Origin of the sequence: Catellatospora paridis, assembly GCF_009720365.1 — a bacterium.
GTDB classification, from domain to species: Bacteria; Actinomycetota; Actinomycetes; order Mycobacteriales; family Micromonosporaceae; genus Catellatospora; species Catellatospora paridis.
The window spans coordinates 398,499-421,794 of sequence record NZ_ML769316.1 but is presented as its reverse complement, the minus strand read 5'-3'; the positions used below and the strand labels follow the sequence as shown (position 1 = coordinate 421,794).

Below are 23,296 nucleotides of genomic sequence, written 5' to 3'. Positions count from 1 at the left end.
GGGCTGAGCCGTGGCCGGGCCGGGCGGTTGCCCGGCCCGGCCGATGTGGTTCAGTCGGGCACGGTGCCGCCCGCGGCCAGTCGCATCATGTCGGAGTCCAGGTCGATGGAGACCTCGGTGCCGCCCGCGCTGCCGAATTCGTGCTGGTAGCTGTGCCAGGACTCGTCCCTGACCTGCCGGGCGAAGCCGCTCTCCATCAGCAGCACCAGTTCCAGCACCGCCCGGTCGATGCGCTTGTTCAGCCCCGGGTCGCCCCAGTCCTCCGGCGCGGCGAACAGCGACGTCGGCGCCACGAGCGTGCGCAGGAAACCGAACAGCGACCGCAGCTGCTCGTCGACGACGAGCGAGTGCCGGGCCGTGCCCGCCGTCGCGGCGAGCACGACGGGTTTGCCGATGAGCAGGTCGTTGTCCAGGACCTGGAAGAACGACGAGAACAGCCCACTGGGCGCGGCCTTGTAGACGGGCGTGGCGGCGATGACGCCGTCGGCCCGGCCGAGGGCGTCGATCGCGAGCTGCAGCTTCGGGCCCACGTGGGTTGAGGTCAGCGCGGTGGTGACCTCGGCGGCCAGCTCCCGCAGGTCGACGACCTGCACGTCGGCGGTGCCGCCGCGCCGGGTCACCAGGTCGCGGGTTCGCTGGGCGGCCCGGTCGGCGAGCATCCGGGTCGAGGACGGGTCACCGATCCCGGCGGTGACGACCACGAGGGTGTACGGGTCGGTCATGGGCGGTCAGCCTCCGTGTCGTCGTTCGGGGTGCTGGCTCCGGCCAGCTTCCAGCAGATCGTGGCGAGCTGCTGGAGTTCGTCGCGGCTCAGTTCGGCGGTCACGGCACGGGCGACCTGTGCGGCGTGCCGCCGTCCGATCTGGCGTTGGGTGTCGCGGCCGGTTTCGGTCAGCGACAGGCGCACCCCTCGCCCGTCGGCCGGGTCGGGGCACCGTTCCAGCAGCCCCCGCTCGGCCAGCCGGTCCACCATCCTGGACAGGGCCGGCTGGCTGAGCAGGACATGGCGGCTCAGTTCGCCGATGCGCAGCGGCTCGGGATACTTGGACAGGGTGTAGAGCACGTCGTACTCGCGCATCGACAGGTCCTGCCAGATGTCGGTGTCGGCGAACTGCTTCATCATCCTGGCGTGGGCGGTCAGCAGCCCTTCCCAGGCGTGGTTGGCCAGCCGTCCCCGGTCGGACATCAGTTGCCCGCGGCCTGGGTGACCTGGTCGGTGTCCTGGTACGGGGACCCGCCGGTCACGTTGTCGCCCCGGTTGGCGTTGGGGCGCGGCTGGCGCGGCAAGAGGTCGCCGTACTTGGCCTTGACCCGGGCGGCGTGGGTGGGCGCGTCGGGTACCTGCGGGTCGCGCTTGGCGGCCAGCTCCTTGCGCAGCGTCGGCACGACCTCGCCGCCGAGCAGCTCCAGCTGGTCGAGGACCGTCTTGAGCGGCAGGCCCGCGTGGTCGATCAGGAACAGTTGGCGCTGGTAGTCGCCGAAGTGCTCGCGGAAGGTCAGGGTCTTGTCGATGACCTCCTGCGGGCTGCCGACCGACAGCGGCGTGGAGCGCATGAAGTCCTCCATCTTCGGGCCGTGGCCGTAGACGGGCGCCTCGTTGAAGTAGGGGCGGAACTCCTTGACGGCGTCCTGGGACCGGCGTGCGATGTAGGCCTGCCCGCCGAGGCCGACGATCGCCTGCTGCTCGGTGCCGTGGCCGTAGTGCGCGTACCGCTGGCGGTAGAACTTGATCAGCCGCATGTAGTGCTCCTTCGGCCAGAAGATGTGGTTGGCGAAGAAGCCGTCGCCGTAGTAGGCGGCCTGCTCGGCGATCTCGGGCGTGCGGATGGAGCCGTGCCACACGAACGGCGGCACGTCGTCCAGCGGCCGCGGGGTCGACGTGAAGCCCTGCAGCGGGGTGCGGAACTTGCCCTCCCAGTCGATGACGTCCTCGCGCCACAGCCGGTGCAGCAGGTTGTAGTTCTCCAGCGCCAGCGGCAGGCTCTGGCGGATGTCCTGGCCGAACCACGGGTACACCGGCGCGGTGTTGCCGCGTCCGAGCATCAGGTCCATCCGGCCCTTGGACAGGTGCTGCAGCATCGCGTACTCCTCGGCGATGCGCACCGGGTCGTTCGTGGTGATCAGCGTCGTGGACGTGGTGAGGATCAGGCGCTCGGTGGCGGCCGCGATGAACGCGAGCAGCGTCGTCGGCGCGGAGGAGAAGAACGGCGGGTTGTGGTGCTCGCCGATGGCGAACACGTCGAGCCCGACCTCCTCGGTCTTCTTGGCGATCTGCACGACGGCGTCGATGCGCTCCGCCTCGCTGGGCGTGTGCCCCGACACCGGATCGCGGGTGATGTCGCTGACCGAGAAAACTCCGAACTGCACGAGAACCCCTCATTCCACTCGTCCCGGTCCGGTTGGCGACCGGCCAGGGTCCATGCGTTTGCATAAAAATAAACCGGCCGGGGCCCTGTGGTATTCCACCGTGACGCAGCCGACACGCATGATCGCCGTTTGGTGTCATGACCTGCGACTGGACCAGATCTTGACGCCAAACGGCGACCTTCCTGCCTTGCGCCTGCCTCCGGCGGCTACTCGGCCCGGAGAGCGGTGGCGACTCGGGTGCGGGCGGCCCAGCCGGCGGGTAGCAGTGCGCCGAGCACTGCGAGCACGATGCCCGCGCCGCCGAGCAGGACCAGCACGGCGGGCTGGTAGACCTCCATCGCGGACTGCGGCAGTGCGGTGCTCGCGGCCTCGCCCATGATCGGGATGACGGCGTGGTGCAGGGCGATGCCCAGCGGCACCGCGATCACCCCGGCGAGCAGTCCCAGTCCCACCATCGACGTGATGATCATGATGCGGGTCTGCCGGGGTGTCATACCCAGCGCCTTGAGCACGCCGATCTCGTGGATGCGCTCGCGGGTGGTGAGCACGACCGTGTTGAGCACGCCGAGCGCGGCGACGACACTGAGCAGCAGCGTCAGCGTGGCGATCAGCGACTGGATGATCAGCATCGTCTCGCCGTCCTCGCCGACGGTGCGGTCCTCGACGTACACCCCGGAGCTCTCCTCCGGGAACTTGGCCTGCAGCGCCTTCGTGTACTCACCGGGGTCGGTGCCGGGCGTGAGCGCGACCTCGACCCGGGCCATCATCGGGTCGGTCACCAGCGACGTGTCGCCGATGACCGTGTACCGGTCGCTGCCGTCGATGACCTCCCCGACGATGGTGACCACGTGCCCGCCCGGCAGGGTGAGCCGGTCGCCGACCGCGTACCCGGTCTGGCGCAGGAAGTACGACGAGACCGCGACCTCGTTCGTGCCCGAGTACCAGCGCCCGGTGACGATGCGGTAGCCGTTCCAGCTCGCGTCGCCGGTGTAGCCGTGGAGGTTGACCTCCTGGCCGATGCCCGCGACCCGGATCTCGGCCTCGCGGAGCAGGGTCGAGTGGGCGTTGCCCGGCAGCGCGGCGGCCGCCGCGGCGACCTCGGCGGGGTCGGGTGGATCGATCGGGCCGCCGCCCGGCCGGGCCCTCATCGGACCGAACGCTCCCGCGATCATGACCTGTGCCTCCACGGTCACCGCGTCGATGCGGGTGAACGCGGTGTTCACCTCGGTCATCGACGCGGACAGCCCGCTGGAGAAGACCAGGGTGACCGCGCCGAGCAGCAGCGCGACCAGCGTCGCGACGGCCCGCGAGGGGCGTGCGAGAGGCATGCCGAGGCCGAGCGCGACCGAGCGGGGCAGCGCAGAGGCGGTCAGCGCCCGGCGGGCGCGGAAGCCCCGGCCGGTACGCGGCGCGCGGCCGACGCTGATCGCCTGGTTGGCGGCCAGCCGCCCGGCCCGCGTCGCCGGACCGAGCGCGGCGAGCGCGACCAGCAGCGGCGCGGCGAGCAGCACGAGCCCGACGACCCACAGCGGGACGCCGGTGCCGTCGCCGGGCAGGCCGTACGCGTCGTCGGTCTCGGCGAGCAGCGGCACCGCCAGCACCGCGCCCAGCCCGACCCCGAGCGCAGCGCCCACGATGGCCGGGACCAGCACCTGGGCGAGGTACACGGCGACGACCTGGCCGGGGGTGAAGCCGATGGTCTTGAGGATGCCGATGGTGCGGAAGCCGGAGACGACCGCGCCGTTGACGACGTTGACCGTGATCAGCACGGACAGCACGATGCCGAGCACCGCGAACGCGACGACGAACGGCGCGATGGCCGAGATGGACCGGTTGAGCGCCTGCCGGACGGTCAGGTACGTCGTCGCGCCGGTGACCGCCCCGCCGGGCAGGGTCGCGGTGGCGTCGGCCAGGGCGGCGCGCAGCGCCGTGTCGTCGGCGCCGGGGGTGGTGAAGCGGTAGAGCATCTGCCGGGCGGTGTCGTCGCCGGTGAGGACGTCGCTCTGGGTGGGCCACACCCAGGCGTCGGCGGTGCCGGTGACCGACGCGGCGATGCCCGCCACGCGCAGTTTCACCCCGCCGACCGTCACCTCGCTGCCCGGGGCGGTGCGCGGTCCGGCCGTGCGCTTGGTCAGCACGATCTGCCCGGGGCCGGTCAGCCACGTGCCGGTGCTGAGGATGAGCCGGTCGACGGGCCCGTTCTGCTCGCTGCGGCCGACGATCACGGACTTGATGCCCTGCGGCCCGATCATGCCGCTCAGCGGCGCGGTGACCACGTCGTACGGTCCCGCGGCAGCGGCGACCCCGGCGGCCTGGCCGGTGGCGGCGACCTGGTCGGCGGGCACGTCGGCGCTGACTGTGGCGGTCACGTGGGAGCCCGACGCGTCGGCGAACGCGGCGTCGAACGGCCCGTGCGAGGCGACGAGCAGCCCGACGCCGAGCACGGCCGTGGCCGCCGACAGCAGCACGACGACACCGACGATCAGGGTCTGCAGCCTGCGCCGCGCGACCGCCGACCGGGCCGCGGCGAACACGGCCCGGCCGCCCCGGCCGCGGCGCGGCACGTCGAGCTGCACGGGGCCGGGTTCGTCCGGCCCGCTCGCCTGGCCTGGCCGGGCGGGGCGGGTGCCGGTCAGTTCGGCGCTCATGCGGGCACCGCCTCGGCGGCGTGGCCGTCGCGCATCGTGATCAGCCGTCGGCCCGCGGCCGTGGCCAGCTGCGGGTCGTGGGTGACCAGCAGCAGGGTCAGGCCGTCGGCGGACAGCTCGTGCAACAGGTCGCGTACACCCGCGGCGGCCTCCTGGTCGACGGCGCCGGTGGGTTCGTCGGCCAGCAGCAGCTGGGGCCGGTTCATCAGCGCGCGGGCGATGGCGACGCGCTGGCGCTGCCCGCCGGACAGCCGCGCCGGATACTCGTCGGCCTTGCCCGCGATGCCGAGCCGTTCGAGCAGCTCGTCGGCCCGCGTACGGGCCTGGGCGGGGCGGGTTCCGGCCAGCCGGGCCGGCAGCAGCACGTTGTCGCGCACGGTCATCTCGTCGAGCAGGTGGAAGAACTGGAAGATGATGCCGATGTGGGCGCTGCGGAAGCGGGCCAGCGCGGTCTCCGACAGCTTGTCCACGCGCACCCCGGCGACCTCGACGCTGCCGCCGGTCGGCCGGTCCAGGCCCGCGATGACGTTGAGCAGGGTCGACTTGCCGCTGCCGGACGGGCCCATGACCGCCACGGCCTCCCCGGCGTGCACGGTCAGGTCGACGCCCGCCAGGGCGGGCGGCCCGGCCGCTTCGTACGCTTTCGCCACGTCACGCAGGCGGATCAGTTCGGTCATGGTCAATGGCCCCTTCCGGGTCGGACATCGGACCCGGTGACCGTAGGAAGCGGCGGTGCGCGGGCGCGTCCGGCGCGGGGGCGAACCTGGCGGGGTGGCGTCCACCACGATGATGAGGCGGGTAGTCATCACGGCGGACGCAGCCCGCGGCTGACCTGGGCACAATGGGCGGCGTGCCGATAGACCTGCGCCGCCTGCCCGACCGCCTCGGAGTGCCCCGGACCGATTTCGCCCTCGCGGCGGTGCTTGTGGTGGCCGGGATCGTCTGGGCGGCGACGAGCGGTGGACTGAGGGGTGACGCGGCCGCTCCGGTGCAGCTCGATCTGCCCGGCATGGGCCTGCGGCCCCAGTACCCGCCGATCCCCGAGGTCCCGGACGTGCCCGGCGTGGGCCGCGTGCCGATGCCGCCGCCAGGATTCCACCCGCACGAGGAGGGTGACGGGACGTCGGTCGGCATGCTGGCCGTCAACATGATCGCCGGGGCGATGGTGGCGGTGCGCCGCAAATGGCCGATGACCGCGCTCGCCGTCGCGGCCGGGGCCGTGTTCGTGATCCAGGACGGCCTGCTCTGGCCGGGCTTCGTGGCGATCCTGATCTGCGCGTACTCGGCGGTCGCGTACGGCCGCTCCGTGCGGTGGGCGGCGGCGCTGCTGGTCGTCTCGGCGATCGTCTCCGCGACCCTGTTCGCCCAGTCGATCCCGCAGATGCCCGGTTGGGCCAGCCCGTTCGCGGTGCTTGTGCCCGCGGGCCTGTTCGCGTTCGCGCTGCGCAACGCCCGGGGGCGGGCCGACGCGGCCGCCCGCCGTGCCGCCGCGCTGGAGCTGGAACAGGCGGCGACGGCCCGCGCCGCGATCGTCGAGGAGCGGGCGCGCATCGCCCGCGAGCTGCACGACGTGGTCAGCCACCACGTCAGCGTCATGGTGGTGCAGGCCGGTGCGGCCGGGAAGGTCATCGACCGGCGGCCCGACCTGGCGGCGGGCGCCCTGTCGGCGATCGAGGACAGCGGCCGGGCCGCGATGGCCGAACTGCGCCACCTGCTGGGCCTGATGGCGCCCGTCGACGACCGCCTGCACCCGCAGCCCGGCCTGCGCGAACTCGACACCCTGGTCGACGCGGTACGCGCCGCGGGCCAGCCGGTGACGCTGCACCGCGACGGCGCGGACGTGCCCGAGGGCGTCGACCTGACCGCATACCGGGTGGTGCAGGAGGGGCTGACCAACGCGCTGCGGCACGCGCCCGGTGCGCGCACCGCGGTGGACATCCGCCGCGACGGCGTCGACCTGCTCGTCGAGGTGAGCAACGAGGTCCCTACTGCCGAACCCGGCGGCCCCGGAGCCGGGCGCGGCCTGCTCGGACTGCGCGAGCGGCTGCGCCTGCACGACGGCACGCTGCAGGCCGGCGCCGCGCCGGGCGGCGGGTTCCGGCTGACCGCCCGCATCCCGGCGTTGTCATGAGCGAGCAGCAGGTCAGAGTCGTCGTCGCCGACGATCAGGCGCTGGTCCGCAGCGGGTTCACGATGATCCTCGCCGCGGCGGGCCTCGACGTGGTGGGGGAGGCCGGCGACGGCGAGGCCGCGCTCGCGGCGGTGCGGCGGCTGCGCCCGGACGTGGTGCTGATGGACATCCGCATGCCGGGCATGGACGGCCTGGAGGCGACCCGCCGCCTGCTGGCGACCGGGGCGACGACCACCGCCGGCGAGCCCACCCGCGTGATCATCCTGACGACGTTCGACCTCGACGAGTACGTTTACGCGGCGCTACGTGCCGGGGCCAGCGGCTTCCTGCTCAAGGACGTGACACCGGACCACCTGGTGCACGCCGTGCGGCTGGTCCGCGACGGCGATGCGCTGCTCGCCCCGTCGATCACCCGCCGGCTGGTCGACCGGTTCAGCTCGACCTCCGGCGTACGCGAGGACCACGGCGCGCTGCCGACGCTGACCGCCCGCGAGCGGGAGGTGCTGGTGCTGCTGGCCCGCGGACTGTCCAACGCGGAGCTCGCCGCGCAGTTGCAGCTCGGTGAGGCGACGGTGAAGACGCACGTCGCGCGGATCCTGGCCAAGCTCCAGCTGCGCGACCGGGTGCAGGCGGTCATCTTCGCGTACGAGAGCGGCCTGGTCAGCCCCGGTTCGTGACAGCCGTCGCCGCGACCTGCCCTCCTTCGCATGGTCGTGCGCCGCACGGTGACCGTTTCGCGGGTCTCCGCGCGCCCGCCCTTTCCGGGACACTGGGCCGGTGGAGTACAGGACTGTCGATGAGTTCACGGTCGAGGTCGACCAGGACGCCGTGCTGCGCGCCAGGACCATGACGTTGCGGGCGCTGACGTCCTCGGCGTGGGTGGGCCTGGTAGGAGCGGGTCTGATCGCCGGCCTGGCCGCGGTCATGCTCGCCATCGCCGGCCCGTTAGGCCTGATCAACGCGGTGCCCGCCGTGCTCCTGGGCGCGTCCGGCGCCCGGAGCCTGCGCAGGGTCCGGGAGCTGCGCGCCCTGTGGGCCGGCCAGGGCGTCGCACCCGTGGCGATGCGCCTGTCGGCGGCCGGGTTGCGGCTCAGCATCGACGCGGCACCCGACTCGATCTTCCTGCCGTGGGCTGCTGTGCAGGGCATGCGACTGGTGCGCCGACTGGGCCAGCAGGTCCTGGTGGTCGAGCTCGCCCCGGGCGTCGGACCCGGCTCGCCCGGAGTGACGGGCCTGGAGCACCCGGACGTCCAGCGCGTGCTGAACCGCAAGGTGCTGGGCGTCAGAGGGTTGCGGACCGCAGTGCGGGTGCTGCGCCAGCCGGTCTCGGCGATCGACCAGGCGCTGGCGGGCTTCACCGACGGCCGGGTCCGCGTCCGCTGACCCGGCCCCGGGCAAGCACACTCCCGCCAGGACACTTCCTGCTGCGCAAGCCGCGACCGTTTAGCCCACCGTGCGCCCCATCGAGTCGGGTGTGGAGGGACCACGGGCCTTGCCGGCAGGACATAGGGTGGCGCCGTGATCAAGACGGCGGTGGCGGGCGCGAACGCGCTGACGCGGCGATGGGTGGCCTCGATCGACCCCGATGGCTCGGTGGCCGTGTCCGGGGCGGGAGTGTGGCCGCTGCTGGCCTATCTGGCCCCGGCCGCCGGCGGCGACGGCCGTGACGAACTGACGTCCGCTGTCGGGCTGAGCGCCGACGAGGCTGCCGCAGGGGCCGCTGCCCTGGTCGAGCTGCTCCAGTCGACACCCGGGCTGCGTGCCGCGATCGGCGCCTGGGTCCACCCCGAGCTGAAGCTTCGCCCACAGTGGAGCGACAGCCTGCCGCCCGGTGCCGTGGGTGTGCTCGGCGAGCAGGCGGTGTTGGACGCATGGGTGCGCGAGCAGACCGACGGCCTGCTCGACCGGATGCCGCTGACCATCGACCCCGAGACACTGCTGGTGCTGGCGTCGGCGCTGGTCGCCCGGACCCGGTGGATCGAACCGTTCGCCGACGGCATGCTGCGCCCCGAGGCGGGCCCCTGGTCCGGGCGGCGGCTGGCCGGCCTGCACCGGACCACCGCCGACCGGGACCTGCTCGCCGTGTACGAGACCCCGGCCGGTCCCGTCACCGTGCTGACCGTCGAGGGCGCCGACGGCATCGACGTCGACCTGGTCATCGGCCTGCCCGACGCCCCGGCCGCCGCGGTGCTCGCCGCCGGCGTGGACGCCCCGTCGGCCGTGCCGTCGCGGCGTGGCTCGCAGTTCGCCGAGGCGGACACCGCACCCGGCGTCACCGTGGGCACCGGCTACGACCACGACGACACGCCCCGACTGCTGGCGAGCCTGCCCCGGTTCACCGTGACGTCGTCGCACGATCTGCTCGCCCACGCGGACGTGTTCGGGCTGCGTACCGTGTCTGACCTCAGCTCGCAGCGGCTGCCCGGCGTGAGCGACTTCCCGCTGGGCGTCGGCGCGGCGGCGCAGGACCTGACGGCGTCGTTCACCGCGGACGGGTTCGAGGCGGCGGTGGTCACCGCCTTCGACATGCGTGCAGGAGGCGCGCCCTCCGGGCGGCCACTGCAGGTCCGGCTGCTGCTGGACCGGCCGTTCGGGTTCGTGGCCCGGCACCGATCGTCGGGCCTGGTGCTCGTCGCGGGCTGGGTCGCCCAGGGCGAGGCGTGGTTGGGCCGGGCTGGGCTTTCGGCGTAGCCTGACGCCGTGTCTCGAACACGGCCCTGACCTGCGGTGACGCTGCCCGGCCGCGCGGCGGCACCGCGATAATGGAACGGTGCGGTGGGCGGCGGCCTTGAAGATCGGCATCGGCTCGGTGCTGATGGCGTTGTCCGGCTTGCAGGTGGTGGCCCCGGCGTGGTTGTTCGCACCGCCGCAGGAGCGCCTGTTCGGGCTCCCGCCCGGGCCCGTGGTCGTGCTGGGTCTCTGCTCGGCGCTGTTCGCGAGCGGGGCCATCGTCGCCGCCGAAGGGATCTGCGACGCCTTCGGCAGCACGTCCCTGTGGGACCTCGTCGTGCGGGACCCGTTGCTGCTGCTGCGGCTGCTCGCCTGCGGCGTCGTCGCCGGGCTCGTGCTGGAGATCGTCGCGCAGTGGCTGGGCCGGCTCTGGTACTACCCGTGGTGGACGACCTGGTTCTACGCGCTCGTGCTCGTGCCGGGCTTCGCGCTGTACTGGCTGTTCATCGTGGAGAGCTACCTGGCGGCCAAGGCCGTGCTCGACGCCGTCGCGCGCCGCCGGACCGTACGCAGGTCCGTGCGGCTCTGGCCGGTCGGTGCGGCCGCGCTCGCGGTCTTCGCCCTGCTGACCATCCGGTGGTACGCCCAGCGCGGCTTCACGTTCGACGTCACGGGCCCGACGCCGGCCGCCCCTCCGTTCGGCTACGCCGTCCTGGCCTTCACCGGGGTGGCCCTGCTCAGTGATGCGCTGGTGACGGCCGCGGCACGCCTGTACTGGGTGCCGTTCGCCGCCGTCGCGCTGGCGGCGGCCGTCGTGTCGGTGGCGTTCGAGGTGCCCAACGCCGTGCACTGGCACTGGGCGTACGACCATTTCCCCGGCCCGGTGCTCCCAGGGGGCCTGCCGCTGACGATGTTCCTGGCCTGGCCGATGCAGTACGTGGTGTTCCTGGCGGTGCCGAGCGCGATCCTGCCCGGCCTGGCCGCCCTGTTCTGGCAGCCGCCCGCCGACGGAAGGAGGAACGGGGCCGTCGGCTCCGCAGGCCTTGGCTCAGGAGGTGAACTCGGCGACGTCGATTCCGAGGGTCCTCAGCAGGCCGGCGTTCGACGCGACATCGATGGTCTCGGGTAGCTGCCGATCGACGAAATCAGCCCGCCCGTCCTGACCCTTGTCACGCAGCGCGGCCAGGATCCTCGCCTTGTCGACTGTCTTGACCCCTGCTTTGGCGGTCGGGGCGGAATTGTCAGGCACGGTGGCTCCCTCACAAGCTCGACGAGCGGTTCGACCAGCACGGTCTGCAAGTGAGTGCCAGAAACGCCATGGGCGTGAAACGGATCAGGTGATCTGCCTGAACTGTACTCTCACCGCCTCTTGACCGGGAATCGACCGAGAATCGGTCACCCGCTCCACAGGCCCGGACACGGAAAACTCCGATAAAATCCCTTTTGAGTATCCGATCCGCTATGCAGCGATTCGAGGAGCCGCGTCGTGGATGGCATCGCCGACCTGGGAGGCACCTCGGGATGGGGTCCCGTATCTCCGCCGAGGGCCGATGAACCGGTCTTTCCCGAGCCCTGGCAGGGCCGGGCCACCGCGCTGACCATCCTGGCCATCCGGCTGTCCGGGCGGAACATCGACGCGTTCCGGTACGCGCAGGACCGCCTGGACCGAGCCGCCTACCTCGACCAGGGCTACTTCGGCCGCTGGCTCAACGCCGCCGAACTGATGCTCGTCGACGGTGCCGTGCTCGCCCCCGGCGAACTCGACGCACGGGCCCGCGACCTGCGCGACGGACACTTCGAGCAGCCCGGCGAACCCGCCCGACCCGACCCGTCGGCGCCCGCCTGGCCGGCCGCACCCGGCTCGCTGCGCACCGTCGACGCCGCACCCGCCTTCGCGGTCGGCCAGTGGGTCCGCACCAAGAACAGCTCACCGCCCGGGCCCACCCGCCTGCCCGGATACGTCCGGGGACAGGTCGGCGTCGTCGAGGTCGTCCAGCCCGCCGCCGTGTTCCCCGACACCAACGCCCAGTTCCAGGGCGAGAACCCCCAGTACGTCTACTCCGTACGTTTCGACTCGCACGAGCTGTGGGGCGAGCACGGCGACTCCTTCGCCGTCACCGTGGAACTGTTCGAGAACTACCTGGAGGCCGGCTCATGACGGCCGCCGGCGGTGCAGACCGAGCCCCCTCCGCGGCCCTGCGCACCGCGGCACTCGAACAGCTCCTCGTCGAACGGGGCCTGGTCGACCCCAGGATGGTGGACGCGTTCATCGCCAACTACGAGACCAACGTGGGTCCGCTCAACGGCGCCAAGGTCGTCGCCAGGGCCTGGACCGACCCCGACTACCGCAGGCGGCTGCTGGCGGAGGGCACCGCGGCCATCAAGGAACTCGGCTTCGGCGGCTCCCAGGGCGAACACATCGTCGTCGTCGAGAACACCCCCGCCACCCACAACGTCGTGGTCTGCACCCTGTGCTCCTGCTACCCGTGGCCGGTGCTGGGCCTCCCGCCGAGCTGGTACAAGGACCCCGCCTACCGCGCCCGCATGGTCCGCGAGCCCCGCACCGTCCTCGCCGAGATGGGCCTCGAACTCGGCGACGACGTCCAGATCACGGTCCGCGACTCCACGAGCGAGGTCCGCTGGCTCGTGCTGCCCGAGCGGCCCGCCGGCACCGAGCACCTGAGCGAGGAGGAACTCGTCCCGCTCATCACCCGCGACGCCATGGTCGGCGTCGCGAAGGTGGCCGCGCCTTGACCGCCCCGCTCGACGTCGACGGGGTCGCCGCCCCGCCGCGCGCCAACGGGGAACTGCTCTTCGCCGAACCCTGGCAGAGCCGTGCCTTCGGCATGGCCGTCACCCTCCACGAGGCAGGCGCCTTCACCTGGCCCCGGTTCCAGGCCGCACTCATCGCCCGCATCGGCGCCTGGGAGGACACCGCCGACCAGGACCAGCACTGGAGTTACTACGAGCACTGGCTCGCCGCGCTCGAAGACGTGCTGGACGAGCAGGGAACCGTCTCCCACGACGAGATCGCCGCCCGTGCCCACGCCCTGGCCCGGCTCCCGGCCGACCATGACCACCGCGACGGCCGGCACGACCACCACCACTGATCCCCCGTGGCGGGTCGGCGAGTTCGGGTGAGTCAGTCGGCGGGGTAGCCCAGCCGCTCCGCGAGGTCGCCGTGCCGCGCCCGGAAGGCCTTGCGGTGCCGTTCCGTGAAGTGCTTGCGCCAGTCGCCGGGGACGCCGTTGCGGTAGTGGTTCATCTCGTCCACCTCACCGGGCCTGCGGTCGGAGGAGGACAGCCGGGTGAACGTGTAGTGGTCCACCGCGAGCCGCGCATACGACCGTGGCAGGCGGCCCAGGGTGAACGCGGGTAGCGCGCGGCGCAGCCTGGCGTCCGGCTCGGCCCGCAGTGCGGCCAGGCGCCACCGCACCGCGGTGGCGCGGACCCACTCGCCGACCGTCCGGCGGGGAACCAGCAGCCCGTAGTGCTCGAAGATCTGCGTCCACACGGCGACCTGGTCGCAGATCTGGTCCTCCATCCGCAGCTCCAGCACCTCCGGCTGGTGGTAGTCCCAGGTGCTCATGTGGTCGAGGAAGTAGCCGCTGAACTCGATCTCCTCCAGCAGGCCGTCCGGGACGTCCAGCTCCAGCAGGCGTTTGCGGTGGTCGATGAGCTCGTGCCAGGTCACCCCCAGTGCGTGTATGCCGTGGGTGTTGCGGTGGCTGAAGTATCCCGAGACCACGATGTCGCGCGGGTCGCGGATGATGTTGACGGTGCGCCGCGGCGGCAGGGTCTCGTAGTGCCGCTGCTCGATGTTGGTCAGCGACAGGAGGTCGACCCGCTCCTGGCGGACGAGTTCGGCCAGCGAGCCGTAGGGCGCCCACTGCTCCGGCGCGATGACGGTGACCATGTTCAGGCCGAGCAGGGCGGCGGCCTCCCGCAGGATGGCGCGTGACCAGCTGGACGCCGCCTTGTGGCGGCCGGAGTAGACGAGCAGCACGCGACCTCCAGGGCCGTTCCCTGACGGACTCCGGGAGCGGTGTCGACATCAGAGCATCGAGAGTTGTCGAAGACAGACATCTTGCAACATTCCTAACTGATAGACAAGGGATCCGCCGACGACCGGTCGGTTGCCGTAACCCACCGATGAACGCAGGTCAGGCCGGTGATAACCGGCCTGACCGTGTGCTGCTTGACGGCGATCTCTCGGGGCTCAGGCTTTCAGTGCTTTGGCCTTGAGCACGTCGAACTCGGCCTGGGTGATCGCTCCGGTGTCGAGCAGGGACTTGGCCTGCGCGATCTGGTCGGTGGGCGACATGCCGGTGCCGACGGCGGAGCGGATCTGCGCGTCCATCTGCTGTTTCATGGCTTGCTGCTGTTTCAGGCCGCGCTCGGCCATCCCGCGGCCACGCGCGATGAGATAGATGAAGACGCCCAGGTAGGGCAGGACGATGACCAGGATGATCCACAGGGTCTTCGCCCAACCTGAGGTCTCGTGATCGCGGAAGAGGTCCGTGAAGACCGTGAACAGCAGCCAGAACCAGATCACGAACAGGAAGAACTCGAACATCCAGAGCAGGAAGTCGCCGTTGCCGAACGACGACTGAGCCAAGGTGATCATGTGCGTCCTCGGATGTCGAAGGTCATCGATCCGGGAGCTGTCATCACCGGATCTCTCCACGTTATGGCAAATCTGGCCAGGATGGCACCAAACGTCGGAAAGGGCCGCTTTATGGATCGGTGACCCGAACTGACCGTCCGGATCGCCGTGATCCGGGCCACAACTCGGATAATCGGCCGTTGGCTGCGGTCAAACCTGCATGGGGCTTTTCCGGTGCAGTGGGATTTCGGCGGTGGAGGGGCAGGCTGTCGCCTTTTGCGGGGCCGGATGTCGCACCCGAGGTGTCGATGTCCGGCACCCCGGTCCTCCCAGGTCGGGTGTGGGCTGCGTGCCGGCCGCAGGGGTGTGGCCGGTTGGACGGGCCGATCGTCGGGTAGTCGCCCGATGGGGCGGCCGAGGGTGCGGTCGGTATCGACGTCAACCACTGAAAGCGGCCGACGGAGCGGTGCGCCGGTGGCACCGTCCGGACTTCTTTTCAACATCAACAGTTGACGGCGTCGTAACACGCGACCTATCGTTCGTCGAACCGCTTAGTCGAAGCGTTTCGACGACGGGCCGAGGTAGTCCCACCGCTGGTCAAGGAGGTGCGCGCATGGCCACCATGCATGACGTCGCGCGCCTTGCCCGGGTCTCGGTCAGCACGGTGTCATACGTGCTCACCGGCACCCGCCCGATCTCCGAGGCCACCCGGACCAGGGTGCTCGCGGCCATGGCCGAGCTCGACTACCAGCCGAACGCGATGGCTCGCGGCCTGGCCACCCGGCGCAGCCGGATCGTCGGCCTGCTGATGCCGATGGACGAGCGCGGACTCGGCGCCACCGAGACCGCGTTCGTGACCGGGGCGGCGGCCGCCGCCAGTGCGGCGGGCTACCACCTGGTGCTCTCACCGGTCGGGGCCGCCGACCACGACGTCCTGCGCCGGCTGGCGACCCAGGGCATGTTCGACGGGGTCGTGCTGATGGAGGTGCAGGTCGAGGACGACCGGGTCGCCGCACTCCAGGAGGCCGGCCTGCCGGTGGTGCTGATCGGCCGCACCGGCGACACCGCGGGGCTGTCATACGTCGACATCGACTTCGAGCAGACCGTCCACGAGGCCGTCGACCACCTGGTCGGGCTCGGCCACCGCCGGATCGTCTACGTGAACCACTCGGCCGACGCCATCGCGGCCGGCTACGGCCCGGCGCTGCGCACCCGGGACGCCTTCTGCGCGGCGATGGCGCGGCACGGGCTGGAGCCCGTGATGATCGCGGCCGAGGACAGCGCCGCCGGTGGCAGGGCCGCGCTGAGCGCCGCGGTTGCGCAGGTCCCCGACCTGACCGCCGTGCTGGCCATGAACGAGAGCGCGATCTTCGGCATCCTCGGCGAACTGGCCATCCGCCATCGCGCGGTGCCCGGCGACGTCTCGGTCGTGTCGATGGTGACCTCGCCGCAGGTCGCCGAGCTGGCTCACCCGGCGCTGACCGCGATGACCTCGCCGGGCGCGGCGCTGGGCCGGATCGCGATGGAGGCGCTGCTGCGCCAGCTGGAGGGCGTGGCCAAAGAGCACCACCAGCAGCTGCTGCCGTGCGCTCTGGAGGTCCGCGGTTCGACCGGCCCGGCTGCGCGCACCGGCGGCGATGTTGGACTGACCGGCTCGGGGCCGCCGGACACGTGACAGGCAACGGCCCGTCCTCGCGCTGCAACGCGATGACAGGCAGACGGCCCGCCGCCGCGCTGCAACGCGACGACGGGCCTAGGTAAGTACCGGCTAGATACTCACCAGGAGGATAGCAATGACGCGATTCCGCAAGCTGGGCGTGGCTGTCGTGACGGCGGCGCTGGCCGCCGGCACGCTGGCCGCGTGCGGTGGCGACGGGGACAGTGGCGACGGCGGCGACGCCAAGACCCTGAAGCTCTGGCACTACGAGAGCGCGAACAGCGCGATGGGGATCGCCTGGGACAAGGCGATCCAGACCTTCAAGGACGAGCACCCGGGCGTCGAGGTCCAGTTCGAGCGCAAGGCGTTCGAGCAGATCCAGCAGAACGCCGGCATGATCATCAACTCGTCCGAGGGTCCGGACATCATGGAGTACAACAAGGGCAACGCCACGGCGGGCCTGCTGTCCTCCCAGGGCCTGCTGACGGACCTGACCGCGGAGACCGAGAAGCGCGGCTGGGACAAGAAGCTCAGCCCCAGCCTGCAGACCACCGCCCGCTACAGCGACAAGGGCGTGATGGGCGAGGGCAACTGGTACGGCGTGCCCAACTACGGCGAGTACGTCATGGTCTATTACAACAAGGACCTGTTCACCAAGTACAACGTCGCGGTGCCGACCACGTACGACGAGTTCACCAAGGCGATGGACGCGTTCGTGGCCAAGGGCGTCACGCCGCTGGCCGAGGCCGGCGCCGAGTACCCGGCCGGGCAGCTGTTCTACCAGCTGGCGCTGGCCAAGGCCGACCGCAAGTTCGTCGACGACTACCAGCTCTACAAGAACCCGGTCGACTTCAAGGCCGACCCGCTGAAGTCCGGCGCGCAGGCCTTCGCCGACTACGTCGCCAAGGGCTACGTCGCCAAGACCTCGGCGAGCCTCAAGGCCGAGGACATGGGCACCGCGTTCATCTCCGGCAAGGCCCCGATGATCGTCTCCGGTAGCTGGTGGTACGGCCGGTTCAAGAACGAGATCAAGTTCAACTGGGACTCGTTCCTGTTCCCCGGCAACAAGTTCCACGCCGGCTCGTCGGGCAACCTCTGGGTCGTGCCCGCCGGCAGCAAGGCCAAGGGACTGGCGTACGACTTCATCGACATCACCCTGCGCCCGGAGATCCAGGCGCTGATCGGCAACAACGGCGGTGTCCCCGTCGCCGCCGACGCGTCGCAGATCACCGACCCGAAGAACCAGAAGCTGATCGAGAACTTCAACACGATCAGCCAGCAGGACGGCCTGGCCTTCTACCCCGACTGGCCGGTGCCCGGCTACTACGACGTGCTGGTCTCCGGGTTCCAGAGCCTGATCAACGGCTCGAAGACGCCCGACCAGGTGCTCGACGCGATCGCCAAGCCGTACGGCGAGGGCGTCAAGGAGATCACCGGTAAGTGAGACGGCGAGGGTCGGGCGCGCCCCGGTGCGCCCGACCTCCCCGGGAAGGATCTCCCATGGCACTCACCCAGACCTCGGCCGGCCCGCAACGGCCCGCCACCCGCCCCGAACCCGTCCGGACGCCGCGCAAGCGCCGTGAAGGCGGCGCCGGATACTGGCTCTACCTGCTGCCCGGCGCGATTCTGTTCGTGCTCGTCATCGGCGTGCCGCTGGGCGGCACCCTCTACCTGTCGCTGACCAAGTGGTCCGGCGTCGGCGACCCCACGTTCATCGGCTTCGACAACTACACGCGCCTGTTCCAGGACGAGGTGTTCTGGACGTCGTTCAAGAACACCATCGCCATGATCGTCGCGATGGTCGTCGTGCCGACGCTGCTCGGGCTGCTGCTGGCCGCCGTGCTGTTCGACGTCATCGGCCGCCGGTTCAAGCCCCGGACCGCCGCCGCCCTGCGCGCCGCGTTCTACCTGCCGCAGGTGCTGCCCGTGGTGGTGGCCGGCATCGTCTGGGGCTGGATCCTGCGCCCCGACGGCGCGTTCAACAGCCTGCTCGACGTGATCGGACTCGGCGCGCTGCGCCACGACTGGCTCGGCGACCCGGACACCGCACTGCCCACCGTCATGGCGGTGATGATCTGGGTGCAGATCGGCTACCCGGTGGTCGTGTTCATGGCGGCGCTGCAGCGGGTCGACCCCGAGCTGTACGAGGCCGCCGAGGTCGACGGCGCCAACTGGTTCCACCGGTTCCGCTCCATCACCCTGCCGCAGATCCGCCCGGAGACCTTCGTGGTCGCGCTGACCTGCACGATCGCCGCGCTGAAGGTGTTCGGACCGGTGTTCGCGCTGACCCGCGGCGGGCCGGAGAACGCGACCAACGTCCCCTCGTACTTCGCCTACTACACGTTCTTCAAGAAGCTCCAGGTCGGCTACGGCTCAGCCATCTCCACCGTGCTCACCCTGATCATCATCGTGGTGGCCGGGCTGTTCATCTGGCTGCAGTACCGCGGCGAGCGCCAGGACCGGGAGGTCTGACATGGCCGTCACGCTCGTAACGGACCGGGCCCCGCGCCGCAAGGTCCGCGACCGGCACCACCGCGGCGCGAGCCGCTGGGTCGTGCTCGCGCTGGTCACCCTCGGCGCGGTGATCATGCTGGTGCCGTTCTTGTTCATGCTGCTCAACGCGTTCAAGTCGCCCGGTGACTACTCGTCGGCCGGCCCGCTGAGCTGGCCGACGGAGTTCTACACCAAGGGTCTGAAGACGTACTGGACCGAGGTCAACTTCCCGCTGAAGTTCTGGAACTCGCTGCTCATCTCGGGCTCGGTGGCGGTGCTCGCGGTGGCCGTGTCGCTGTTCAACGCGTACGCGCTGGGCATCGGCCGGGTCAAGGGGCGGCTCTGGATCGTCGGCCTGTTCCTGCTGGCGAACATGATGCCGCAGGAGGCGCTGATCTACCCGCTGTACTACGCGGCCAAGCAGATCGGCCTCTACAACACCCAGCTCTCAGTGATCATCATCTTCACGGTCATCCAGAGCGCGTTCGGCACCTACCTGCTCGCCTCGGTGCTCGGCACCTTCCCCCGCTCCGTGCTCGAAGCGGCGGCGCTGGACGGGGCGGGCAAGTGGACGGTGCTGCGGCGGGTGGTCTTCCCCAACGTGCGGCCGACCCTCGCGGTGCTGCTGATCTTCTTCTTCATCTGGACCTGGAACGAGTTCCTGATCCCGCTGGTCATGCTCATCGACAACAGCACGCAGACCATCCCGGTCGCGCTGGCCTCGTTGCAGGGCGACCGGCTGATGGACGCCCCGACCACCAACGCGGGCGCGCTGATCAGCCTGGTGCCGGCAGTCCTCTTCTTCATCATCTTCCAGCGCACCCTTTCGCGCGGCATCACAGCAGGAGCCGAGAAGTGAAGTTCACCGACGGGTACTGGCAACTGCGACCCGGCGTCAGCGTGCTGCGCCCCGGCACGGTCGAGTCGGTCGAGCTCGACGAGCGCGGTTTCACCGTCTTCGCCCCCACCGGCCAGATCACCAGGCGCGGCGACACCCTCAACCGGCCACTGGTCACGGTGCGGTTCTTCTCGCCCGCCGAAGGCGTCATCGGCGTCACCGTCGCCCACCACCTCGGCGGCCTGCCCAAGACGCCCCGGTTCGCGCTGGCCGACGGCGACGACCACCCGGTCGCCGTCGACGTGACCGGCCTGTCCGCCACGCTCACCACGGGTGAGCTGACCGCGCGGGTCGCGCTGGTCGACGGGTGGCGCGTGGACTTCCTGCACGGCGACCGGGTGCTCACCTCGTCCACCGAGCGCAGCATCGGCCTGGCCACCGACGCCGAGGGCCGCACGTACGTGCACGACCGGCTCGCCCTCGGCGTGGGCGAGACCGTCTACGGGCTGGGGGAGCGGTTCGGCGCGTTCGTCAAGAACGGCCAGACCGTCGACATCTGGAACGCCGACGGCGGCACCGCCAGCGAGCAGGCGTACAAGAACGTGCCGTTCTACCTCAGCAGCGGCGGCTACGGCGTCTTCGTCGACCATCCGGAGCACGTCTCGTTCGAGATCGGCTCGGAGGTGGTGTCGCAGGCCCAGTTCAGCGTCGAGGGCCAGTCGCTCACCTACTACCTCGTCGACGGCCCCACGCCCAAGGACGTGCTGCGCCGCTACACCGCGCTGACCGGCCGTCCCGCCAAGGTGCCCGCCTGGTCGTACGGGCTGTGGCTGTCCACGTCGTTCACCACGTCGTACGACGAGAAGACCGTCAACGAGTTCATCGACGGTATGGCCGAGCGTGACCTGCCCCTGTCGGTGTTCCACTTCGACTGCTTCTGGATGCGGCAGTTCCACTGGGTCGACTTCATCTGGGACCCGGCGACCTTCCCCGACCCGGAGGGCATGCTGCGCCGCCTGCACGAGCGCGGCCTCAAGGTGTGCGTCTGGATCAACCCGTACATCGCGCAGCGCTCATACCTGTTCGAGGAGGGCCGCCGCCACGGCTACCTGGTCCAGCGGCCGGACGGCTCGGTCTGGCAGTGGGACAAGTGGCAGGCCGGGATGGCCCTGGTCGACTTCACCAACCCCGACGCCGTCGCCTGGTACACCGGCAAACTCAAGGCGCTGCTCGACATGGGCGTGGACAGCTTCAAGACGGACTTCGGCGAGCGCATCCCGACCGACGTGGTCTGGCACGACGGCTCGGACCCGCAGCGGATGCACAACTACTACGCCCACCTGTACAACAAGGCGGTCTTCGGGCTGCTGGAAGCCGAGCGCGGCGAGGGCGAGGCGGTGGTCTTCGCCCGCTCCGCCACCGCCGGGGGCCAGCAGTTGCCGGTGCACTGGGGCGGCGACTGCGAGTCGACGTTCACCGCGATGGCCGAGTCGCTGCGCGGCGGGCTGTCCCTGGCCGCGTCGGGCTTCGGCTACTGGAGCCACGACATCGGCGGCTTCGAGGGCACCCCGGACGCGGCGGTGTTCAAGCGGTGGATCGCCTTCGGGCTGTTGTCGTCGCACTCGCGGTTGCACGGCTCCGGGTCGTACCGGGTGCCGTGGGCGTTCGACAGCGAGGCGGTCGACGTGCTGCGGCACTTCACCAAGCTCAAGATGAGCCTGATGCCGTACCTGGCCGCGGTCGCCGAGCAGGCCCACCGCGAGGGCCTGCCGATGATGCGCCCGATGGTGCTGGAGTTCCCGGACGACCCGACCGCGGCATACCTGGACCGGCAGTACATGCTCGGCCCGGATGTCCTGGTCGCGCCGGTGATGAGCGCCGACGGCGAGGTGACGTTCTACGTGCCGGCCGGCACCTGGACGCACCTGGTGACCGGCGCGCAGCTCACCGGACCGGCGTGGGTCACCGAGAAGCACGAGTTCGACAGTGTGCCGGTGCTCGCGCGGCCCGGCGCGGTGATCGCGTTCGGCGAGCGCGACGACCGGCCGGACTATGAGTGGGCCGACGGCGTGCGGCTGTGCCTGTACGCTCCGGCGGACGGACAGCGGACCCGGGTGCGGGTGCCGTCGCCCGGTGGCGGGCCCGGCGCCGAGTTCGAGGTGCGCTTCGACGGCGGGCAGGTCACCGCGGAGCTGGTCGCGGGATCGTCCGAGGGCTACCAGTGTGAGGTGGGGCAGTGACGGAGTACGTCTTTCCGGGTGACTTCGTCTGGGGGTCGGCCACGGCCGCGTACCAGATCGAGGGCGCGGCCAGGGAGGACGGCCGTGGACCGTCCATCTGGGACACCTACAGCCACACCCCCGGGCGCACGCTCAACGGCGACACCGGTGACGTGGCCGCCGATCACTACCACCGGTGGCGGGAGGACCTCGGGCACATCGCGGACCTGGGCCTGGACGCGTACCGGTTCTCGATCTCCTGGCCGCGGGTGCGGCCTGGCGGCTCCGGGCAGTTCAACCGGGCCGGGCTCGACTTCTACTCGCGGCTCGTGGACGGGCTGCTGGAGCGCGGCGTACGGCCGGTGGCCACGATGTACCACTGGGATCTGCCGCAGGAGCTGGAGGACGCCGGCGGCTGGGCGGTGCGGGACACCGCGCTGCGCTTCCAGGAGTACGCGGCCGGCATCGTCGAGGCGCTGGGCGACCGGGTGCACACCTGGACCACGTTCAACGAGCCGTGGTGCTCGGCATACCTGGGCTACGCCTCGGGTGTGCACGCGCCGGGGCGCACGGAACCGGCCGCGGCGCTGGCCGCCGTGCACCACCTGAACCTGGCGCACGGCCTGGCCGGGCGGGTGGTGCGCGAGCTGGCCCCGGCGGCGCAGCTGTCGGTGACGCTGAACCTGCACGTCATCCGCCCGGCGTCGGACTCCGCGGCGGACCTCGACGCGGTGCGGCGGATCGACGCGCTGGCGAACCGGGCGTTCCTCGGCCCGATGCTGCAGGGGGCCTACCCGGCCGACCTGCTGGCCGACACCGCCGAGGTCACCGACTGGTCGTTCGTCCGCGACGGCGACGAGTCGACGATCGCGGTGCCGCTGGACGTGCTCGGCGTCAACTACTACTCGAGCACGCTGGTCCGTGCGTGGGACGGTGTCTCGCCTCGGTCGGACGCCGACGGACACGGCAAGTCCGCGGCCTCGGCATGGGTGGCCGCCGACGGGGTCGAGTTCCTGCCGCAGCCTGGCCCGTACACGGCGATGGGCTGGAACATCGACCCCGACGCCTTCACCGAGCTGCTGCTGCGCCTGCGCGACGAGTATCCGGACCAGCCGCTGATGATCACCGAGAACGGCGCCGCGTTCGACGACGCCGTCTCGCCCGACGGCACGATCCGCGACGATCGGCGCATCGACTACCTGCACCGGCACATCGGGGCGGTGGCGCAGGCGCGAGCGGGTGGCGCGGACGTGCGCGGCTACTTCCTGTGGTCGCTGCTGGACAACTTCGAGTGGGGCTACGGCTACGACCGCAGGTTCGGCATCATCCGGGTCGACTACGACACGCAGGTCCGCACCTGGAAGCAGAGCGCGCACTGGTACCGGCGGCTGATCGCCACGGGCCGCCTCGGCTGACCGAGGTTCCGCCGTCACGGCGAGGTGGACACGGGCCCAGGCATTGACAAACGTCAGTCGCGAGTGGCGCAATGGGCCCGTGTCCGGGGGCGTGTTCTGCCCGATTCGACGGGTGAACGCGGCGCGCCTCAGCGGGCTAATCAGGCTGCGTCCACAACTTTTGCCACGATCGACAAAAGTTGTGCCCAAACCTCAGGTACATCTGTACATCTAGAAAAAAGAATTCTAAGGTGTCTATGCCAGGCATCGGCG

21 protein-coding genes are annotated in these 23,296 nt (G+C 70.9%); 14 read left to right on the top strand and 7 right to left on the bottom strand.

What is annotated here, in order from left to right; genetic code table 11:
* Positions 1–50 precede the first annotated feature (50 nt).
* The 5 genes from F9C41_RS17470 to F9C41_RS17450 form a co-directional block, all read right to left on the bottom strand.
* Complete coding sequence (locus F9C41_RS17470; protein WP_155387860.1) at positions 51–722, bottom strand: CE1759 family FMN reductase; 672 nt, start codon at positions 720–722, stop codon at positions 51–53.
* Positions 719–1,186, bottom strand: a complete 468-nt coding sequence (locus F9C41_RS17465) for a MarR family winged helix-turn-helix transcriptional regulator (RefSeq protein WP_155387859.1) — start codon at positions 1,184–1,186, stop codon at positions 719–721. Before F9C41_RS17465 ends, F9C41_RS17470 begins: the two co-directional genes overlap by 4 nt.
* The gene (locus tag F9C41_RS17460; protein WP_155387858.1) at positions 1,186–2,367 is read right to left on the bottom strand and encodes an LLM class flavin-dependent oxidoreductase; all 1,182 of its coding nucleotides are present in this window, start codon (positions 2,365–2,367) and stop codon (positions 1,186–1,188) included. The genes F9C41_RS17465 and F9C41_RS17460 overlap by 1 nt, the downstream gene beginning before the upstream one ends.
* A 206-nt stretch (positions 2,368–2,573) precedes the next feature.
* Complete coding sequence (locus F9C41_RS17455; protein WP_155387857.1) at positions 2,574–5,015, bottom strand: ABC transporter permease; 2,442 nt, start codon at positions 5,013–5,015, stop codon at positions 2,574–2,576.
* The gene (locus tag F9C41_RS17450) at positions 5,012–5,692 is read right to left on the bottom strand and encodes an ABC transporter ATP-binding protein (RefSeq protein ID WP_155387856.1); all 681 of its coding nucleotides are present in this window, start codon (positions 5,690–5,692) and stop codon (positions 5,012–5,014) included. The genes F9C41_RS17455 and F9C41_RS17450 overlap by 4 nt, the downstream gene beginning before the upstream one ends.
* A 173-nt stretch (positions 5,693–5,865) precedes the next feature.
* On the opposite strand from F9C41_RS17450, the gene F9C41_RS17445 reads away from it, so the two are divergent.
* From F9C41_RS17445 to F9C41_RS17410, 8 genes are all read left to right on the top strand, one after another.
* Positions 5,866–7,146, top strand: coding sequence for a sensor histidine kinase (locus F9C41_RS17445; protein WP_155387855.1), 1,281 nt, complete (start codon positions 5,866–5,868; stop codon positions 7,144–7,146).
* Positions 7,143–7,823, top strand: a complete 681-nt coding sequence (locus tag F9C41_RS17440; RefSeq protein WP_155387854.1) for a response regulator — start codon at positions 7,143–7,145, stop codon at positions 7,821–7,823. The genes F9C41_RS17445 and F9C41_RS17440 overlap by 4 nt, the downstream gene beginning before the upstream one ends.
* A 100-nt stretch (positions 7,824–7,923) precedes the next feature.
* Entirely contained in the window at positions 7,924–8,529 is a 606-nt protein-coding gene (locus F9C41_RS17435; RefSeq protein ID WP_155387853.1) for a hypothetical protein, read from the top strand.
* A gap of 135 nt (positions 8,530–8,664) precedes the next feature.
* Positions 8,665–9,837, top strand: coding sequence for a serpin family protein (locus tag F9C41_RS17430; protein WP_155387852.1), 1,173 nt, complete (start codon positions 8,665–8,667; stop codon positions 9,835–9,837).
* Positions 9,838–9,916: 79 nt separating this feature from the next.
* On the top strand, positions 9,917–10,945 hold the full coding sequence (locus F9C41_RS17425) for a hypothetical protein (RefSeq protein ID WP_155387851.1): 1,029 nt from the start codon (positions 9,917–9,919) through the stop codon (positions 10,943–10,945).
* A gap of 357 nt (positions 10,946–11,302) precedes the next feature.
* Positions 11,303–11,974 carry a nitrile hydratase subunit beta gene (nthB, locus tag F9C41_RS17420; RefSeq protein ID WP_155387850.1) on the top strand — a complete coding sequence of 224 codons (672 nt, stop codon included), beginning with the start codon at positions 11,303–11,305 and terminating at the stop codon, positions 11,972–11,974.
* Entirely contained in the window at positions 11,971–12,570 is a 600-nt protein-coding gene (nthA, locus tag F9C41_RS17415; protein WP_155387849.1) for a nitrile hydratase subunit alpha, read from the top strand. Before nthB ends, nthA begins: the two co-directional genes overlap by 4 nt.
* Positions 12,567–12,926 (top strand): nitrile hydratase accessory protein, encoded by a 360-nt coding sequence (locus tag F9C41_RS17410; RefSeq protein WP_155387848.1) that lies wholly within the window; start codon positions 12,567–12,569, stop codon positions 12,924–12,926. Before nthA ends, F9C41_RS17410 begins: the two co-directional genes overlap by 4 nt.
* A 32-nt stretch (positions 12,927–12,958) precedes the next feature.
* On the opposite strand, the gene F9C41_RS17405 is transcribed toward F9C41_RS17410, so the two are convergent.
* Positions 12,959–13,822, bottom strand: a complete 864-nt coding sequence (locus F9C41_RS17405; protein ID WP_155387847.1) for a sulfotransferase domain-containing protein — start codon at positions 13,820–13,822, stop codon at positions 12,959–12,961.
* Between the two features lie 213 nt (positions 13,823–14,035).
* Positions 14,036–14,443 (bottom strand): SHOCT domain-containing protein, encoded by a 408-nt coding sequence (locus F9C41_RS17400; RefSeq protein WP_155387846.1) that lies wholly within the window; start codon positions 14,441–14,443, stop codon positions 14,036–14,038.
* Positions 14,444–15,035: 592 nt separating this feature from the next.
* Here F9C41_RS17400 and F9C41_RS17395 point away from each other — a divergent pair.
* The 6 genes from F9C41_RS17395 to F9C41_RS17370 all read left to right on the top strand — a co-directional run bounded on the left by F9C41_RS17395 (position 15,036) and on the right by F9C41_RS17370 (position 23,044).
* Positions 15,036–16,097, top strand: a complete 1,062-nt coding sequence (locus F9C41_RS17395) for a LacI family DNA-binding transcriptional regulator (protein WP_155387845.1) — start codon at positions 15,036–15,038, stop codon at positions 16,095–16,097.
* A 118-nt stretch (positions 16,098–16,215) separates the two neighbouring features.
* Positions 16,216–17,523 carry an ABC transporter substrate-binding protein gene (locus F9C41_RS17390; RefSeq protein ID WP_155387844.1) on the top strand — a complete coding sequence of 436 codons (1,308 nt, stop codon included), beginning with the start codon at positions 16,216–16,218 and terminating at the stop codon, positions 17,521–17,523.
* Positions 17,524–17,579: 56 nt separating this feature from the next.
* On the top strand, positions 17,580–18,551 hold the full coding sequence (locus F9C41_RS17385; protein WP_155387843.1) for a carbohydrate ABC transporter permease: 972 nt from the start codon (positions 17,580–17,582) through the stop codon (positions 18,549–18,551).
* A gap of 1 nt (position 18,552) precedes the next feature.
* Entirely contained in the window at positions 18,553–19,431 is an 879-nt protein-coding gene (locus F9C41_RS17380) for a carbohydrate ABC transporter permease (RefSeq protein WP_155387842.1), read from the top strand.
* Positions 19,428–21,650 carry an alpha-xylosidase gene (yicI, locus tag F9C41_RS17375; RefSeq protein WP_155387841.1) on the top strand — a complete coding sequence of 741 codons (2,223 nt, stop codon included), beginning with the start codon at positions 19,428–19,430 and terminating at the stop codon, positions 21,648–21,650. Before F9C41_RS17380 ends, yicI begins: the two co-directional genes overlap by 4 nt.
* Positions 21,647–23,044 carry a GH1 family beta-glucosidase gene (locus F9C41_RS17370; RefSeq protein WP_155387840.1) on the top strand — a complete coding sequence of 466 codons (1,398 nt, stop codon included), beginning with the start codon at positions 21,647–21,649 and terminating at the stop codon, positions 23,042–23,044. Before yicI ends, F9C41_RS17370 begins: the two co-directional genes overlap by 4 nt.
* Positions 23,045–23,296 lie beyond the last annotated feature (252 nt).